This is a genomic window from Variovorax sp. Varisp46, from assembly GCF_059491885.1.
This window is the reverse complement of record NZ_CP168515.1, coordinates 461,402-477,761: the sequence shown is the minus strand read 5'-3', so window position 1 is coordinate 477,761 and position 16,360 is coordinate 461,402. Positions and strand designations below refer to the sequence as shown.

Annotated in this window: 15 protein-coding genes; 12 read left to right on the top strand and 3 right to left on the bottom strand. The window is 67.3% G+C overall.

Annotated elements, in window-relative coordinates:
- The first annotated feature begins 175 nt into the window (after window positions 1-175).
- The 3 genes from ACEN9N_RS02150 (at window position 176) to ACEN9N_RS02140 (ending at window position 2,923) form a co-directional block, all read left to right on the top strand.
- Window positions 176-1,537, top strand: coding sequence for an alpha/beta fold hydrolase (locus tag ACEN9N_RS02150; RefSeq protein WP_495655273.1), 1,362 nt, complete (start codon window positions 176-178; stop codon window positions 1,535-1,537).
- A gap of 13 nt (window positions 1,538-1,550) precedes the next feature.
- A complete protein-coding gene (locus ACEN9N_RS02145) occupies window positions 1,551-2,339 on the top strand; it encodes an enoyl-CoA hydratase (protein ID WP_007830261.1) in 789 nt (262 codons plus the stop codon).
- Window positions 2,340-2,491: 152 nt separating this feature from the next.
- On the top strand, window positions 2,492-2,923 hold the full coding sequence (locus ACEN9N_RS02140) for a hypothetical protein (protein ID WP_413314301.1): 432 nt from the start codon (window positions 2,492-2,494) through the stop codon (window positions 2,921-2,923).
- 34 nt (window positions 2,924-2,957) lie between these two features.
- On the opposite strand, the gene ACEN9N_RS02135 is transcribed toward ACEN9N_RS02140, so the two are convergent.
- From ACEN9N_RS02135 to ACEN9N_RS02125, 3 genes are all read right to left on the bottom strand, one after another.
- Window positions 2,958-3,734 (bottom strand): alpha/beta hydrolase family protein, encoded by a 777-nt coding sequence (locus ACEN9N_RS02135; RefSeq protein ID WP_007830256.1) that lies wholly within the window; start codon window positions 3,732-3,734, stop codon window positions 2,958-2,960.
- Window positions 3,718-4,884, bottom strand: coding sequence for a DUF3182 family protein (locus ACEN9N_RS02130; RefSeq protein ID WP_495655272.1), 1,167 nt, complete (start codon window positions 4,882-4,884; stop codon window positions 3,718-3,720). The genes ACEN9N_RS02135 and ACEN9N_RS02130 overlap by 17 nt, the downstream gene beginning before the upstream one ends.
- 143 nt (window positions 4,885-5,027) lie before the next feature.
- Window positions 5,028-5,588 carry an HNH endonuclease gene (locus ACEN9N_RS02125; protein ID WP_007830252.1) on the bottom strand — a complete coding sequence of 187 codons (561 nt, stop codon included), beginning with the start codon at window positions 5,586-5,588 and terminating at the stop codon, window positions 5,028-5,030.
- Between the two features lie 165 nt (window positions 5,589-5,753).
- Here ACEN9N_RS02125 and ACEN9N_RS02120 point away from each other — a divergent pair, with 165 nt between their 5' ends.
- The 9 genes from ACEN9N_RS02120 to ACEN9N_RS02080 all read left to right on the top strand — a co-directional run bounded on the left by ACEN9N_RS02120 (window position 5,754) and on the right by ACEN9N_RS02080 (window position 16,349).
- On the top strand, window positions 5,754-6,791 hold the full coding sequence (locus tag ACEN9N_RS02120) for a bifunctional riboflavin kinase/FAD synthetase (protein WP_007830250.1): 1,038 nt from the start codon (window positions 5,754-5,756) through the stop codon (window positions 6,789-6,791).
- A gap of 131 nt (window positions 6,792-6,922) precedes the next feature.
- Window positions 6,923-9,772 carry an isoleucine--tRNA ligase gene (ileS, locus tag ACEN9N_RS02115; protein WP_007830248.1) on the top strand — a complete coding sequence of 950 codons (2,850 nt, stop codon included), beginning with the start codon at window positions 6,923-6,925 and terminating at the stop codon, window positions 9,770-9,772.
- Window positions 9,772-10,287, top strand: a complete 516-nt coding sequence (gene lspA, locus ACEN9N_RS02110; protein ID WP_007830246.1) for a signal peptidase II — start codon at window positions 9,772-9,774, stop codon at window positions 10,285-10,287. Before ileS ends, lspA begins: the two co-directional genes overlap by 1 nt.
- Before the next feature lie 143 nt (window positions 10,288-10,430).
- Window positions 10,431-11,450, top strand: a complete 1,020-nt coding sequence (locus ACEN9N_RS02105; protein ID WP_495655271.1) for a LacI family DNA-binding transcriptional regulator — start codon at window positions 10,431-10,433, stop codon at window positions 11,448-11,450.
- Window positions 11,451-11,493: 43 nt separating this feature from the next.
- Entirely contained in the window at window positions 11,494-12,504 is a 1,011-nt protein-coding gene (locus ACEN9N_RS02100; RefSeq protein WP_495655270.1) for an ABC transporter substrate-binding protein, read from the top strand.
- A 307-nt stretch (window positions 12,505-12,811) separates the two neighbouring features.
- The gene (locus ACEN9N_RS02095) at window positions 12,812-13,633 is read left to right on the top strand and encodes an ABC transporter permease (RefSeq protein WP_495655269.1); all 822 of its coding nucleotides are present in this window, start codon (window positions 12,812-12,814) and stop codon (window positions 13,631-13,633) included.
- A 13-nt stretch (window positions 13,634-13,646) separates the two neighbouring features.
- Window positions 13,647-14,447, top strand: a complete 801-nt coding sequence (locus ACEN9N_RS02090) for an ABC transporter permease (protein WP_495655268.1) — start codon at window positions 13,647-13,649, stop codon at window positions 14,445-14,447.
- The gene (locus ACEN9N_RS02085; protein WP_495655267.1) at window positions 14,437-15,498 is read left to right on the top strand and encodes an ABC transporter ATP-binding protein; all 1,062 of its coding nucleotides are present in this window, start codon (window positions 14,437-14,439) and stop codon (window positions 15,496-15,498) included. The genes ACEN9N_RS02090 and ACEN9N_RS02085 overlap by 11 nt, the downstream gene beginning before the upstream one ends.
- Window positions 15,495-16,349 (top strand): phosphodiesterase, encoded by an 855-nt coding sequence (locus ACEN9N_RS02080; protein WP_007838454.1) that lies wholly within the window; start codon window positions 15,495-15,497, stop codon window positions 16,347-16,349. The genes ACEN9N_RS02085 and ACEN9N_RS02080 overlap by 4 nt, the downstream gene beginning before the upstream one ends.
- Window positions 16,350-16,360 lie beyond the last annotated feature (11 nt).

Genomic DNA, 16,360 nt, shown 5'->3' with positions numbered 1-16,360 from the left:
CTCGCCCCCAGGCTGCGCGCACTTCGTGTCGCTGCGTCAACCCCCTACCGGGGGCAACACCCTGCGGCCCGGCAAAGCCGGTTCCGCGGTGTTCCGCTAGCATCCAACGCCCGCCCGCTTCGCGCCGGCGGGCGTTTTCACTTGGCCCCTCACTCCCGGACCCCAGGAACGAAACATGCAGACTCGCCGCTCTCTTCTGGTCGCCATGGCCGTCACCGGAACCACTGCCGCCATGCTGACCGCCTGCGCCACCTCTCCCACGCCTTCCTACACCGAGCGCCCGCCCATCGTGTTCATGCACGGCAACGGCGACTCGGCCGCGCTCTGGCAGACGACGATCTGGCGTTTCGAGTCGAACGGCTGGCCGCGCGAGCGGCTCTTCGCTGTCGACCAGCCGAACCCGGTCGCGCGCGACGACGACGCCGTGGCCCAGGCCGGGCGCAGCTCGACCGGCGATTCGGCGGTGTTCCTGAAGGCCGAGGTCGACAAGGTGCTGAAGGCCACCGGCGCCAGCAAGGTCGTGCTGATCGGCAACTCGCGCGGCGGCAACACCATCCGCAACTACGTGCAGAACGGCGGCGGCGCGGCCGTGGTGAGCCATGTGGTGCTGGGCGGCAACCCGGCGCACGGCATCTGGGTGGTGAAGGGCTTCCGCGAGAACAACGAGTTCTCGGGACTGTCCGGCTTCATGCAGCAGCTCAATGCGCCGAAGGGGCCGAACGGCGAGGAGGTCACGCCGGGCGTGAAGTGGATGACCCTGCGCTCGGACAACAACGACAAGTATGCGCAGCCCGATGGCGTGTGGATCGGCGCGCCCGGCAAGCCGACGAACGTCGGCTTCGACGGGCCGGCGCTCAAGGGCGCGACCAATGTGGTGCTGCCGCGCGTCGATCATCGCGAAACCTCGTTCTCGCCCGCGGCGTTCGCGGCGACCTGGCAGTTCCTGACCGGGCAGGCGCCGCGCAGCACCGACGTCGCGGCCGAGGCGGATGTCGTGCTCAACGGCCGTGCGCTCGGCGCGGAAAATCTTCCGCTGAACGGCGCGAAGGTCACCGTGTACGCCGTCGACCCTGCCACCGGCGTGCGGCTCGGCGAGGCCGTCTTCACCAAATCGGTCGGCGCCGATGGCCGCTGGGGGCCTTTCAAGGCGCGCGGCGACGCGGCCTACGAATTTGTCCTGGCCACGCCGAGCTACGGCACCACGCACATCTACCGCAGCCCCTTTCCGCGCAGCAGCAGCGTCGTGAACCTGCGGCCGGAACGCATCATTCCGGCCGACAACGGAGCCAGCGCGGTCGTCGTGTTCACGCGGCCGCGCGGCTACTTCGACGCACAGCGCGACACCATGCGCTTCGACGGCAAGAGCCCTCCGACAGGTGTGCCACCCCAGGGCTCGGGCGTTTCGACCTCGCGGCTGCGCATCGAGGGCGGTGGCGCCCCGCGCGCGGTGACCGGTGAATTCAACGGCGAGCGCATCACGGGCCTCACGTGGCCGGCCGCGAGCGAGCACACGACCGTGCTCGAACTGACCTACTGAAGCGAGGCCGGCCATGAACGACGCGAGCACGCCCTTCGTCCTGCAGGCGCGCGACAGCCGCGGCGTGGCCACGCTGACGCTGAACCGGCCGGCCTCGTTCAACGCGCTGTCGGAAGGCATGCTCGGCGCGCTCGAGCAGGCGCTCGGCGAGATCGCGGCAGACGACAGCATTCGCGCGGTCGTCATCGCGGCGGCGGGCAAGGCCTTCTGCGCGGGCCACGACCTGAAGGAAATGCGCGCCGCACCCTCGCTCGGCTACTACCGGCAGCTGTTCGAACGCTGCGGCGCGATGATGCTGTCGATCCAGAAGCTGCCGGTGCCCGTGATCGCGCGCGTGCACGGCATCGCCACGGCGGCGGGCTGCCAGCTCGTCGCTGTCTGCGACCTGGCGGTGGCGTCGAGCGAGGCGCGCTTCGCAGTCAGCGGCGTGAACGTGGGGCTGTTCTGCGCCACGCCGAGCGTCACGCTTTCGCGCAACCTCGGCCGCAAGGAAGCCTTCGAGATGCTGGTGACGGGCGATTTCATCGACGCGCGGGAAGCGCGCGAGAAGGGGTTGGTCAACCGCGTGGCGCCGCCCGAGGAGCTCGACGCGGCCGTCGAGACACTGGTGGCCAGCATCGTCGCCAAGCCCCGCAAGGCGCTAGCGCTGGGCAAGGCCCTGTTCTACCGACAGATCGAAACCGGCATCGAGGCCGCGCTGGCCGATGCCAGCCAGACCATGGCCTGCAACATGATGGACGAGAGCGCACTCGAAGGCGTGCAAGCTTTCATCGACAAACGCCCGCCAGACTGGAAGCGCTGAGAAGAAAGTCCACTGCCCGTCGGCATGCGCTTACGGCCGCACCGAAAGGCGTCCTACCGCCTACATGACCTCGATTCCTAAGATGGATTTTCGGTGTCGGATCCCCCATGCCTTTTGCTGGAGATCCGATGCCGACGTCAAGGAGATTGATCATGGAAAAGCTCATGCAGATCTGCGCGGCAATCGCATTCCTTGCGATGCTGCCCGCGCAAGCTCAAGTGAACACGCCACCGCCGGCCTCCGTCGACCCCGCCATCGCCGAACTCAAGGCTGGCCGCGACAAGATCGCCGCCGACTACAAGGCCGACCGGGCGGCATGCGATGCCATGAAGGACAACGCCAAGGACGTCTGCATCGAAGAGGCCAAGGGCAAGGAAAAGATCGCCAAGGCTGAACTCGACCAGAAGCTGAAGCCCAGCGACAGCAATGCACGCAAGGTGGCCGAGGCCAAGGTGGAAGCGGCCTACAGCATCGCGAAGGAAAAATGCGACGACCAGAAGGGCGATGCGAAGTCCGCATGCGTGAAGCAGGCCAAGGCCGACGAGGCCAAGGGCATGGCCGAAGTCAAGGCGATGAAAAAGTAGCTGGCCGGCTTTCGGCTTGGCGGCGCGCGCCTGCTCAGGCCGAACTGCTGGCAACCGGCTTCGTGATGGTCGCCGTCGCCCGGGCTCCGAGCGTCATTTCGGTGATCCACGAGACCAGCAACGAGCCGTAGGCCTGCCGCGACTCCTGTTTGGACAGCGCGTGATCCGCGCCGGAAAGCACGCGGTAGGTCACCGATTTCACCCGCTTGAAGGCAGCCAGGTAGTTCTCCACCACGGGGTGGGGGACGATCTGGTCGTCCTCCGACTCGACGATGAGGACGTCGCCGGCAAAGGCCGCGCATGCAGCCAGTGCCCGGTTGTCGCCGGGTCCCACGAGCGAGCGGCGGTAGGCCACGAGGTCGGACCGGCTCAGCTTTCCCTTGGGCGTGTCCCACTCGCGGTCGCGGTAGAGCGCCGGCGCACGCAGCGCGAGCCAGCGCACCGGCCGCAGGGCACTTACCAGCGAAGCGAGATACCCGCCATAGCTGCTGCCGACGATGGCGATGGCGCCGGGGTCGACGGTCGGATGGCCGACCAGCACGTCGTACGCAGCCAACACATCGCGCAGATTGTCTTCGCGGGTCACCTCCAGGCGCTGCGCCGCGTGGCGCGCATGCCCTCGCAGATCGAAAGTCAGGCACACGCAGCCCAGCGCCGCGATTTCATTGGCCCGCTTCAGGTATTGCTCCTGGCTTCCATCCCAGCCGTGGACCAGGAGCACACCGGGCACCATGGTCGACGCGGCAAACAGCGTGCCCTGGATGTGCTGGCCGTCCACGGCAATGTCGATGAGGCTATGGCGTGTCGGCATGTCGCGTCAGCAGTGTGAATTTCGAAAGCCGCCCGATCTCGCTGTCGATGCCGTGGTAGGCCACGATGGCATCCGCGGGCGGCGCGGCCGCTCCGTAGACCTCGAAGGAGGACGCGCGCACGCGGTCGCACTTCGGATGCGCGTGGAACGCTTCGAGCGCCGCGATCTCCGCGCCCGTGGCGCCACCCACGCGCCACGACTGCTCCAGCACCCCCGAACGCCAGTCGCCCCGGCTGCCCATGCCCTGCGCCACGTCATAGTTCACCCGCGAGGCGAAGAAGCCCGGGTAGCAGCCGGACACGGCCCGGTGGTAGTTCCGCGCCTGCTCGATCGCACGGCGAAGCGGCGGCGCCGGATTCACGACGGCGAGCAGCCTGTCGAAATCGCCGCGCACGAGCATGAGGTCGGAGCCACCGTAGACCTCCTGCCCGGCGTTGTCCCGGGTCGAACGCTGCTCGCCGCAATAGCTGGCGACAAGGTGCTCCACGCTCACCTGTCCGACGCTGTACGTCCTCGGCCGGTCGAGGTTCTCCTCGAGCACGAGGCCTCGGGTCGTGATCTCGGTCTCGTCCATGGCATCGAGACAGCGGTCGAGCGCATCGACGCTTCCCACGACGACCTGCCCACGTCCACCGGTCGCGATCACCGGCTTGACCCGTGCGAGGCCGCCGTCGAGCAGCATGCGCCCCGCCTTGCGCGCCTCTTCGCGTGAGAAGCACGAATAGCCGGGGAGTACCGCCTCCGCGGCCTCGGTCGCGAAGCGCAGGGACCAGCCCGCCGGCCGCGAAGCATCGGCACCGATCAACGGATGGGTGAGCGCCTTGGTGGCGACGAAGGGGTATGGCACCACCCCGCCGAAAAGGTCGTCCACGCCGGTGATGCCCGTCGCGCGCACGAGCGCCGGATCGGTCAGGGTGTCGCTCGGCACGAAGTAGGGCACGCTGCCGTAGGCTTGCCGAGGATCGTAGACGCCCGCGAAAGTGCAGCTCTTGAGGGCCGCCAGCCGCCGTGCGAAGTGGGCGCGCGTGGCATGCTCGTGCTCGGTGCAGTAGCCGTGCGGGTCCACATCCCAGGTCACGACGCTGCGAAGGCCTGGCGGCAGACGGGACGAACCCGACACCTCGGGGCCGGAGCCGGGGAGCGGTTTCACGGCGATGCTCATCGCGCCTCCTCGCATGTGCACCCCTCCTCGACGGAGGAAGAAGTTCCGCCATGATCGGCAAAACGATGCTGCGCCCGGTCGGAGGGCGCAGCGGATGCGCGTGGGAGCAGTCTGGCGCGAAGCGCCTCGGCCTAGCCGTCGTGGAGCCGCGAACTCTGTGGCAGGTGCGCCATCAGGAATTCCATCTGGTCGGCCAGGATGCGGCGGTTGCGCAGAATGAAGTCTTCCCAGAGGCTGGGCACGTAGGGCGCGTAGAGCAGCGGCATGTTCGCCTGCTCGGGCGTGCGGCTGCTCTTGCGGTGGTTGCACGGCTTGCAGGCCGTAACCACGTTCATCCAGGTGTCGATGCCTCTCTGGGCAAACGGGATGATGTGCTCGCGCGTGAGTTCATCTTCATGGAAATGCCCGCCACAGTAAGCACAAACGTTGCGGTCGCGCGAGAACAGCTTGCTGTTGGTGAGCCCGGGCCGCTGCGTGAAGGGATTGATGCGCGGCACGCCCTTGGTGCCGATGATGCTGTTGATCGCGATCTGCGACTGCTCGCCCGTGATCGCGTTGTGGCCGCCGCGGAACACCGCCACCTGCGCGCCCACTTCCCAGCGAACTTCGTCCGCCGCGTAGTGGATCACCGCCTGTTCCAGCGAAATCCATGACTGGGGCAGCCCTTGGGCCGACAGCTTCAAGACCTTCACACACGACTCCTCGAAACGAGAAAACCACGCAGAGACCAGAGACTCGGGGTGCATCGGCGACTCACGCCAGACCACGCACTGCGTCACAATATACCGGCTTTGTGACAAATCGGCCTGATTCGCCCATTCGACGGGCGAAAGGCGCTATCAAAAAGATACTCACCGATGCAGGTTTTTCGCGGCTTCCGGCACCCGGGCGTAGCTCCGGCCTGCGCCCTCACGATCGGGAATTTCGACGGCGTCCACCGTGGCCACCAGGCCATGCTGGCGCTGCTGCAGACCGAGGCCCGCCACCGCGGGCTGCCGAGCTGCGTGCTCACCTTCGAGCCGCACCCGCGCGACTATTTCGCCGCCGTCACCAGGAAACCCGACCTGGCGCCGGCGCGCATCGGCACGCTGCGCGACAAGCTGACCGAGCTGGCGGCCTGCGGCGTGGCCCAGACCATCGTGCTGCCGTTCGACGGCCGGCTGGCGTCCCAATCGCCCGAGGCGTTCATCCAGAACGTGCTGATCGACGGCCTGGGCGCGCGCTACGTGCTGGTCGGCGACGACTTCCGCTTCGGTGCCAAGCGGGCCGGCGACTACGCCATGCTCGACGCGGCCGGCGAGGCCCGCGGTTTCGACGTCGCACGCATGAACAGCTACGAAGTGCATGGCCTGCGGGTGTCCAGCTCCGCCGTGCGCGATGCGCTGGCCGAAGGCCGCATGGCCGACGCCCACACCCTGCTGGGCCGCCCGTACACCATCTCGGGCCACGTGGTCCATGGCCGCAAGCTGGGCCGCGCGCTGGGCGCCTCCTCGCCGGGCAAGGACGATGGCTTTCGCACCCTCAACCTGCGCTTCAAGCACTGGAAGCCGGCTGCCAGCGGCATCTTCGCGGTGCTGGTCCACGGCCTGGCCGAGCAACCGCTGCCGGGCGTGGCCAACCTCGGCGTGCGGCCCTCGCTCGACGCCAACGACGTCAACGCCGGTCGGGTTCTGCTGGAGACGCATTGCCTTGAGTGGCCCTCGCATCTGGGCGCCGAAGGGGCCTACGGTAAAATCGTCCGCGTGGAACTCCTGCACAAACTGCACGACGAATTGCGCTACACCAGCCTCGAGGCCCTCACTGCGGGCATCGCGAAGGATGGGCGCGACGCACGTGCGTTCTTTGCATCGACCCACGCCGAAACCCACCGCCAGACCACGCGCGATCGAATTTAGCCCTGCACGCACCGTGCTGCCGCCCTTCGACAAGCTCAGGGCGAACGGCTTTACCTCCCGCACCGACGCGCTCCTTTTTTTCCGGGCAGTTCGGGCCGAGCCTGTCGAAGCCCCCTGTTTCGCACCCCAACATGTCTGACGCTGCCACCTCCACCGACTACCGTTCCACGCTGAACCTGCCCGACACCCCCTTCCCGATGCGCGGCGACCTGCCCAAGCGCGAACCGGGTTGGGTGAAGGAATGGAATGACGAGGGCCGCTACCACCGCCTGCGCGACGCCCGCCACGGCGCGCCCAAGTTCATCCTGCATGACGGCCCGCCCTACGCCAACGGCCAGATCCATATGGGCCATGCGGTGAACAAGATCCTGAAGGACATGATCACCAAGGCGCGCCAGCTCGAAGGCTACGACGCGCTCTACGTGCCCGGCTGGGACTGCCACGGCCTGCCGATCGAGAACGCCATCGAAAAGCAGTTCGGCCGCAACCTCAGCCGCGACGAGATGCAGGCCAAGAGCCGCGCCTACGCCACGGAACAGATCGCGCAGCAGATGGCCGACTTCCAGCGCCTGGGCGTGCTGGGCGAATGGGATCATCCCTACAAGACGATGGACTTCGCCAACGAAGCCGGCGAGCTGCGCGCGTTCAAGCGCGTGATCGAGCGCGGCTTCGTGTACCGCGGCCTGAAGCCCGTGTACTGGTGCTTCGACTGCGGCTCCTCGCTCGCCGAATTCGAGATCGAGTACGCCGACAAGAAGAGCCAGACCCTCGACGTGGCCTTCAAGGCGCACGAACGCGAGAAGGTGCTCAAGGCCTTCGGCACCGACCACACGATCCTCGGCGACATCTTCGCCGTGATCTGGACCACCACCGCGTGGACCATCCCGGCGAACCAGGCGATCAACCTGAACCCCGAGCTGGAGTACTCGCTGGTCGACACCGAGCGCGGCCTGCTGATCCTGGCCAACTCGCTGGTCGAGATGTGCATGACGCGCTACGCGCTCGACGGCAAGGTGCTGGCCACGGTCAAGGGCGAGGCGCTCGGCGGGCTCGAATTCGAGCATCCGCTGTACGACGTGGACGCCGGCTACCAGCGCCTGTCGCCGGTGTACCTGGCCGACTACGCCACCGCCACCGACGGCACCGGCCTGGTCCACTCCTCGCCCGCCTACGGCGTGGATGACTTCAACTCCTGCATCGCCCATGGCGTGGCGTACGACGACATCCTGAACCCGGTCCAGGGCAACGGCAGCTACGCCCCCGACTTCCCGCTCTTCGGCGGGCAGAACATCTGGAAAGCCGTGCCGGTCATCATCGCGGCGCTGCGCGATGCCAACCGCCTGCTGACCACCGAGACCATCACCCACAGCTATCCGCATTGCTGGCGCCACAAGACGCCTGTGATCTACCGCGCCGCAGCGCAGTGGTTCGTGCGCATGGACGAGGGCGAAGGCGTGTTCACCAAGGACAAGGCACCCAAGACGCTGCGCCAGACCGCGCTCGACGCCATCGAACAGACCAGTTTCTACCCGGAGAACGGCAAGGCCCGCCTGCACGACATGATCGCCGGGCGGCCCGACTGGTGCATCAGCCGACAACGCAGCTGGGGCGTGCCGATCCCGTTCTTCCTGCACAAGGATTCGGGCGAGCTGCATCCGCGCACCATGGAAATCCTCGACCAGGCCGCCGACATCGTCGAGAAGGGCGGCATCGAGGCCTGGAGCCGCGTGACGGTCGAAGAGATCCTCGGCGCCGAAGACGCGCCGCACTACACCAAGAGCACCGACATCCTGGAGGTGTGGTTCGACTCGGGCTCGACCTTCTATCACGTGCTGCGCGGCACGCACCCCACGGTGCACCACGACACCGGCCCCGAGGCCGATCTGTACCTCGAAGGCCACGACCAGCATCGCGGCTGGTTCCATTCGTCGCTGCTGATCGCCTGCATGCTGGAAGACCGTGCGCCGTACAAGGGCCTGCTGACGCACGGCTTCACGGTCGATGCCAAGGGCATCAAGATGAGCAAGTCGCTCAAGAACGGCATCGACCCACAAGAGATCAGCAACAAGCTGGGCTCGGAAATCATCCGCCTGTGGGTGGCCGCGAGCGACTACTCGGGCGACATCGCGGGCGACGACAAGATCCTGGCGCGCGTGGTCGATGCGTACCGCCGCATCCGCAACACGCTGCGCTTCCTGCTCGCGAACACGAGCGACTTCGACATCCAGAAGGATGCGGTGCCGCTCGACCAGCTGTTCGAGATCGACCGCTATGCGCTCGCGCGCGCTTCGCAGTTCCAGGCCGAGATCCTCGCGCACTACAAGGTGTACGAGTTCCACCCGGTGGTGGCCAAGCTGCAGATCTATTGCTCGGAAGACCTGGGCGGCTTCTACCTCGACATCCTGAAGGACCGCCTCTACACGACGGCCCCGGGTTCGCTGGCGCGCCGCAGCGCACAGACCGCGCTGTGGCACATCTCGCAAGCCATGCTGCGCTGGATGGCGCCGTTCCTGAGCTTCACGGCCGAAGAGGCCTGGAAGATCGTGGGCACGGGCAAGCCGGGCGAATCGATCTTCGCGCAGACCTACAGCCAGTTCCCCGCATCTGACGAAGCCCTGCTCGCCAAGTGGACGCGCATCCGCGAGATCCGCGACGCGGTGAACAAGGACATCGAAGCCGTGCGCGCCGAAGGCAAGGTCGGCTCGTCGCTGCAGGCCAACCTGCAGCTGACGGCACCGGCCGACGACTTCGCGCTGCTGGGCACCCTGGGCGAGGACCTGAAGTTCGTCTTCATCGCCTCGGCCATCGAACTGGCGGCCGGCGACGCGCTGTCGACGGTGGTCACGCCGAGCGCCGCGCAGAAGTGCGAGCGCTGCTGGCACTACCGCGACGACGTGGGCCACGACCCGGCGCATCCCACGATCTGCGGCCGTTGCACGAGCAACCTGTTCGGCGCCGGCGAATCGCGGAGCGTTGCCTGATGGCGGCGGCACGTTCCATGTCGGCATCGCGTTCACGCGGCGGCAGCAGCATCTGGCCCTGGCTCGGGCTGGCGGTGATCATCGTGATCATCGACCAGTTCACCAAGACGCTAATCCTGGGCTACTACAAGCTCGGTGATGCAACGTACGTGACGGGCTTCTTCAACGTCGTGCGTGCGCACAACACCGGGGCGGCCTTCTCGTTCCTAGCGGATCACTCGGGGTGGCAGCGCTGGCTGTTCACAGTGATCGGCGTGGGCGCCGCGGTGTTCATCGTATGGATGCTGAAGTCCCACGCCGGGCAGAAGCTGTTCTCGTTTTCGATGGCCTGCATCCTGGGCGGCGCCATCGGCAACGTGGTCGATCGGATGATGCACGGCTATGTCGTGGACTTCCTGAGCTTCCACGCCGGCAACTGGTACTTTCCTGCTTTCAATGCCGCGGACAGCGCCATCACGCTGGGCGCCATCTGCCTGATCCTGGACGAGATCCGGCGGGTTCGCCGGGGCAAGTAACTTTTTCTCAGGGGCCTACGGGCCCCTTCTTATTTGGGTCTGCCTCTCGCGAAAGTCCGAGGGTTTCTCCCCGCTTTCTCGCGATGTCATAACAAAGTCATACTGCGGCGGTCCAATGTAATCGATTACATGAACACCGCACGATGAGCATCCAAGCCGTTGCAGCCAAAGCCGGGGTCTCCGTGGCCACCGTGTCGCGGGCCTTCAACTTTCCCGGCAAGGTGACGCCCGTCACCCGCGAACTCGTGGAGCGCGTGGCGCGAGAGCTCAACTATGTGCCGAACGCCAGCGCGCGCACGCTGCGCACCCAGCGCAGCCGTGTGCTCGGCGTGGTGCTCCCCACACTGCTCAACCCGACCTTCGCCGAGTGCCTGCAGGGCATCGCGCGCGCGGCCATCGCGGGCGGCTACGCGATCATTCCCGTCACCACCGGCTACCGGCTCGATGAAGAAGAACGCGCGGTGCAACTGCTGCTGGCCGGCAATGTCGACGGGCTGATCCTCGTGGTGTCGAATCCTTCGACATCGGCCGCGCTGCCCCGGCTCCAGGCGGCGGAGGTGCCTTATGTGCTGGCCTACAACCGCCACGCGGACCACCCCTGCGTGTCGGTCGACAGCGAAGGCGCCGTGGCCGATGCGGTCGCGCGCCTCGTGCTGCTGGGCCATCGCCGCATCGCGATGGTCAGCGGCACGCTCGCCGCGTCGGACCGTGCGCAGCAGCGCTATCGCGGCTACCGCAAGGGCATGGCCGAAGCCGGGCTCGCCGCGCCCGCGCTGATCGAAGTGCCCTTCGTCGAAACCGCGGTCGATGCGCTCTCGCGCCAGCTGCAGGCGCGCCGCCGTCCCACCGCGCTGATCTGCTCGAACGACCTGCTGGCCATCCGCAGCATCCGTGCCGCGCACTTGAGCGGCCTCGCGGTGCCCGACGATCTCAGCGTGATCGGCTTCGACGGCATCGCGCTCGGCGAAGACCTTACGCCCGCGCTCACCACCATCGCGCAGCCCAACAGCGACATCGGCCGCCACAGCGTCGAGCTGCTGATCCCGGCCATCGCCGGGGGCGCGACGCTGCAGCCCGACGCGAGCCTGCTGCTTCCCCATGCCTTCCGAGACGGCGAGTCGTGCGCTTCGGCGCGCGAGGACAACAACGCCGCGATTCCCTGACCTTCCCTCGTTCTCCGACCACATCCATCCAAGGAGTCCCACCATGTCACTTCGCTTCAACCGCCTGGCTCGCCTCGGCATCCTGGCCGCCGCGCTCGCCGCCGGCAGCGCCATGGCCCAGACCGCCATTTGCTACAACTGCCCGACCGAATGGGCCGACTGGGGCACGCAGCTGAAGGCCATCAAGGCCAAGACCGGCATCACCGTGCCGGCCGACAACAAGAACTCGGGCCAGTCGCTCGCGCAGCTGGTCGCAGAGAAGGCCAGCCCCGTGGCCGACGTCACCTACCTCGGCGTGACCTTCGCGGTGCAGGCCGCGAAAGACGGCGTGGTCGAGCCCTACAAGCCCGCCGCCTGGAAAGACATTCCCGACGGCCTGAAGGACCCGGCCGGCAACTGGTTCACCATTCACTCGGGCACGCTCGGCTTCATGGTCAACGTCGACGCGCTCAAGGGCAAGCCGATCCCGAAGTCGTGGGCCGACCTGCTCAAGCCCGAGTACAAGGGCCTGATCGGCTACCTCGACCCGGCTTCGGCCTTCGTGGGCTATGTCGGCGCGGTGGCGGTGAACGAAGCACGCGGCGGCACGCTCGACAACTTCAAGCCGGCCATCGACTACTTCAAGGCGCTGCAGAAGAACGAGCCCATCGTGCCGAAGCAGACCTCGTACGCGCGCGTGCTGTCGGGCGAGATCGCGATCCTGCTCGACTACGACTTCAACGCCTACCGCGCCAAGTACAAGGACAAGGCCAACGTCGCCTTCGTGATCCCGAGCGAGGGCACGCTGGCCGTGCCCTACGTGATGAGCCTGGTCGCCAAGGCCCCGCACGCGGCCGATGCGAAGAAGGTGCTCGACTTCACGCTGTCCGACGAAGGCCAGGCGATCTGGGCCAAGGCCTATCTGCGGCCGGTGCGCGCGAGCGCCATGCCCAAGGACATCGAAGCGCAGTTCCTGCCGGCGAGCGAATACGCCCGCGCCAAGAACGTGGACTACGGGCGGATGGCTGCCGCGCAGAAGGCCTTCTCTGATGAGTATTTGAAGGAAGTGCGCTAAGCCTCGGCGCTCGTTCGGGGCTCGATCACGCCGACGGGGTACCTTGCTCCGCGAATGTCCCCCGGCCTGCGGCCTCCTCCTTTATTTCGCTGCGCAAGGCACCCCGCCGTCGTGATCGTTCAGAGCACTGGTTGATCGGCCGCAAACCAGCCGCGTGCCCTGTGCACAGGGCACCGGGTGCTCCCCGCAGCGAAATTAAGGAGGAGCCGAAGGCGGGGGACATTCGCGGAGGGGAGTACCCGGTGGCCTGTGCACGCGCCCTGAACGTTCTGTCCCGCAACCCAAACAACCCACGTGAAGAACTGAGATGAAGTCCGACACCTCTTGGAACCCACGCTGGCGCCTGCTGGCCTGCGTGGCACCCGCGGTTGCCTTCTTCGCGGCCTTCTGGCTGCTGCCGGTCGTGCGTCTTCTCACGCTGCCCGCCGACAAGGGCTGGTCCACCTACTTCGCGGTGCTGACCGACGCGCGCTACCTCACGAGCATGGCCAACACCGTCGCGCTCTCGGTGGCCGTGACGCTGGCCACGCTGGTGCTGGGCGCGGCCGTGGGCATCTACCTCGCGCGCCATGCCTTCGTCGGCAAGCGCGTGCTGCTTTCGCTGCTCACGCTGCCACTTTCGTTCCCGGGCGTGATCATCGGCTTCTTCGTGATCCTGCTCGGCGGGCGCCAAGGCGTGGTGGCCGACCTCAGCGACAGCCTGTTCGGCGAACGCATTACCTTCGCCTACGGCCTGCTCGGGCTGTTCCTTGCGTACCTGTACTTCTCGCTGCCGCGCGCCATCGCGACCTACGCGGCAGCGGCCGAATCGATGAACACGCAGCTCGAAGAAGCCGCGCGTTCACTCGGCGCCTCGCGGCTTCGCGTCGCGCGCGACGTGTGGATGCCCGAGCTTGCACCCACCACGCTGGCCTGCGGCGCCATCCTCTTCGCCACCTCGATGGGCGCCTTCGGCACGGCCTTCACGCTGGCCAGCAAGTTCGAGGTGATCCCGATCACCATCTACAACGAGTTCACCAACTACGCCAACTTCGCGCTTGCCGCGTCGCTGTCGATCTCGCTGGGCATCGTGACCTGGCTGGTGCTGTTCGTGGCGCGCCGCTTTGGCGCGAATCCCGTCGCACGCTGAGGGCCCACGCACCATGCGAACCAACACCCAGGCCAAAGCGCCCTTCCTGCTCGCCGTCACGGTCATCGTGAGCCTTTTCATGATCGCGCCGATGCTGCTGTCGGTGATGGCGGGCCTCGTCAACAACTACAGCGTGGGCCTCAAGAGCGGCCTCACGCTGCGCTGGCTCGGCGAGGTGTGGGAGAACTACGGCGGCACCGTCGGCTGGTCGCTCGCGCTGGCCGTGGCCTGCGTCATCGGCACCGTGCTGCTGGGCGTGCCCTGTGCCTATGCGCTGGCACGCAGCCGCTCGCGCGTGGCGCGCATCTTCGAGGAGCTGCTGACGCTGCCGGTCGCAGTGCCGGGCCTTGCGACGGCGCTCGCGTTGATCCTTGCCTATGGCCAGCTCACTGCCTTCCGCCAGAGCTTCGCCTTCATTCTCGTGGGCCACATGGTGTTCACGCTGCCGTTCATGGTGCGCACCGTGAGCTCGGCCTTCCAGCGCGACGACCTGCTCGCGCTCGAGGAGGCCGCGCGCTCGCTGGGTGCGAACTTCCGCCAGCGATTCATGGGCATCCTCGTGCCCGCGGTGTTCCCGGCCATCGTGGCCGGCAGCCTGATGGTGTTCACGCTGTCGGTGGGCGAGTTCAACCTCACGTGGATGCTGCACACGCCGCTCACGCGCACGCTGCCCGTGGGCCTGGCCGACAGCTATGCCTCGATGCGCATCGAGATCGGATCGGCCTACACGCTGGTCTTCTTCGCCGTCATTCTTCCGGTGCTGTGGGCTCTGCAGTACCTTGCCAACCTGATGCAGAAACGCCATGGAACTTGAACGCATTCCCATCGACATCGCCAACTGTGCGAAAACCTACGCCGACGGCACGCGCGGCCTGCAGCCCACCGACTTGCAAGTGGAAGCCGGCGAAGTGCTGGCGCTGCTCGGCCCCTCGGGCTGCGGCAAGACCACGCTGCTGCGGCTGATCGCCGGCCTGGAATCGCCCGACGCGGGCAGCCGCATCGTGTTCGGCGGGCAGGACGTCACGCAGCGCCCGGTCGAGCATCGCGGCGTGGGCATGGTGTTCCAGAGCTATGCGCTCTTTCCGCAGATGACGGTCGCGGCCAACATCGGCTACGGGCTACGCATTCGCGGCGTGGCGCCCGATGAAGAAAAGCGCAGCGTCGGCGAGCTGGTCGACCTCGTGCGCCTCGGCGGACTGGAGAACAAGCGCCCCGCCGAGCTTTCCGGCGGCCAGCGCCAGCGCGTGGCCCTGGCGCGCGCGGTGGCCGTGCGCCCGCGCGTGCTGCTGCTCGACGAGCCGCTGGCAGCGCTCGACGCCAAGCTCAAGGAGTCGCTGCGCGACGAACTGGCCGAGCTGCTGCGCCGCCTGCACATCACGGCCATCCACGTCACGCACGACCAGCAGGAGGCGCTGGCCATTGCCGACCGCCTCGCCGTGATGCGCGCCGGACGCATCGTGCAGGTGGGTCGCGGCGAAGACCTCTACCGTGCGCCCGCGCACCCCTTCGTCGCCGAGTTCCTCGGCCGGGTCAACCGGCTGGAACGCGAGGCCGACGCCATCGCACAAGGCGTTGTCCGACTCGGAGGGTCAGCCCTGCCCTGCCCGTCGGCGTGGCGGGGCCATGCGACGCTGCTCGTACGGCCCGAAGACATCGAGGTCGGTGCGCCCCTGCCAGGCTGGGGCGCCGCCACCGTCGAACGCCGTACCTTCCTCGGCGACCGCGTGCAGCTGCACCTGCGTGTTCAAGACCAGCCCGTGCTGATGGTCGACGTAGGGCGCGACAATCCGTTCGGACCGGGCGACGCGGTGGGCCTGCGCATCCACCCCGACCGCCTGATGACGTCGCAGGAGACCAGCGCATGACGACAACAGCAGAGAACACCTTCCTGGTCCAGCTGACCGACCTGCACATCCGCGAGCCGGGCCGGCTGGCCTATGGCCGCATCGACACCGCGCCGTACCTCGAGCGCGCCGTGCAGTCGGTGCTGGCGCTGCGCCAGCAGCCCGATGCCGTGGTCATCACCGGCGACCTGACCGACTTCGGCCGCGCCGCCGAATACGAACATCTGGCGCGGCTGCTGGCCCCGCTGACCATGCCGGTCTACCTGATGCCAGGCAACCACGACGACCGCGACCAGTTGCGCCGCAGCTTTCCCGGCCACGCCTATCTCGGCACGGGTGCCGACACCGACGGCTTCATCCAGTATTCGGTGCGCGTCGGCGACCTTCGCTTGCTCACGCTCGACACCTGCGTGCCCGGCGCCAGCCATGGCTCGCTGTGCGAGAAGCGCCTGGGTTGGCTCGAAGCGCAGCTGGACGCCTGCCGCGGCGAGCCCGTGGTGGTCGCCATGCACCACCCGCCCTTCGAAACGCTGATCGGCCACATGGACGAGATCGGCCTGCTGCAGGGCGCCGACGCGCTCGAGGCACTGCTCTCACGCCACCCGAACGTCGAACGCGTGATCTGCGGCCACCTGCACCGGGCCATCGACGTGCGCTTCGGCGGCACCATTGCCTCGACCTCTCCGGCGCCGGCCCATCAGGTCTGCCTCGACCTCGCACCCGACGCCGAATCGGCCTGGACACTGGAGCCGCCTTCTTTCAGGGTGCACGCCTGGTCCGCTCGCGGACGCCGGCTGGTCACCCACCTGGCGGCCTCCGGCAGCTTCGAAGGGCCATATCCTTTCCACGACAACGGAGCCCTGATCGACTGAAGCGCCCGCTT

Excerpts from the sequence above, each read along its gene's own strand:
- ACEN9N_RS02150 (WP_495655273.1), top strand. The coding sequence starts at position 176 with ATGCAGACTCGCCGCTCTCTTCTGGTCGCCATGGCCGTCACCGGAACC.
- ACEN9N_RS02145 (WP_007830261.1), top strand. The coding sequence starts at position 1,551 with ATGAACGACGCGAGCACGCCCTTCGTCCTGCAGGCGCGCGACAGCCGC.
- ACEN9N_RS02140 (WP_413314301.1), top strand. The coding sequence starts at position 2,492 with ATGGAAAAGCTCATGCAGATCTGCGCGGCAATCGCATTCCTTGCGATG.
- ACEN9N_RS02135 (WP_007830256.1), bottom strand. The coding sequence starts at position 3,734 with ATGCCGACACGCCATAGCCTCATCGACATTGCCGTGGACGGCCAGCAC.
- ACEN9N_RS02120 (WP_007830250.1), top strand. The coding sequence starts at position 5,754 with ATGCAGGTTTTTCGCGGCTTCCGGCACCCGGGCGTAGCTCCGGCCTGC.
- ileS (WP_007830248.1), top strand. The coding sequence starts at position 6,923 with ATGTCTGACGCTGCCACCTCCACCGACTACCGTTCCACGCTGAACCTG.
- lspA (WP_007830246.1), top strand. The coding sequence starts at position 9,772 with ATGGCGGCGGCACGTTCCATGTCGGCATCGCGTTCACGCGGCGGCAGC.
- ACEN9N_RS02105 (WP_495655271.1), top strand. The coding sequence starts at position 10,431 with ATGAGCATCCAAGCCGTTGCAGCCAAAGCCGGGGTCTCCGTGGCCACC.
- ACEN9N_RS02100 (WP_495655270.1), top strand. The coding sequence starts at position 11,494 with ATGTCACTTCGCTTCAACCGCCTGGCTCGCCTCGGCATCCTGGCCGCC.
- ACEN9N_RS02095 (WP_495655269.1), top strand. The coding sequence starts at position 12,812 with ATGAAGTCCGACACCTCTTGGAACCCACGCTGGCGCCTGCTGGCCTGC.
- ACEN9N_RS02090 (WP_495655268.1), top strand. The coding sequence starts at position 13,647 with ATGCGAACCAACACCCAGGCCAAAGCGCCCTTCCTGCTCGCCGTCACG.
- ACEN9N_RS02085 (WP_495655267.1), top strand. The coding sequence starts at position 14,437 with ATGGAACTTGAACGCATTCCCATCGACATCGCCAACTGTGCGAAAACC.
- ACEN9N_RS02080 (WP_007838454.1), top strand. The coding sequence starts at position 15,495 with ATGACGACAACAGCAGAGAACACCTTCCTGGTCCAGCTGACCGACCTG.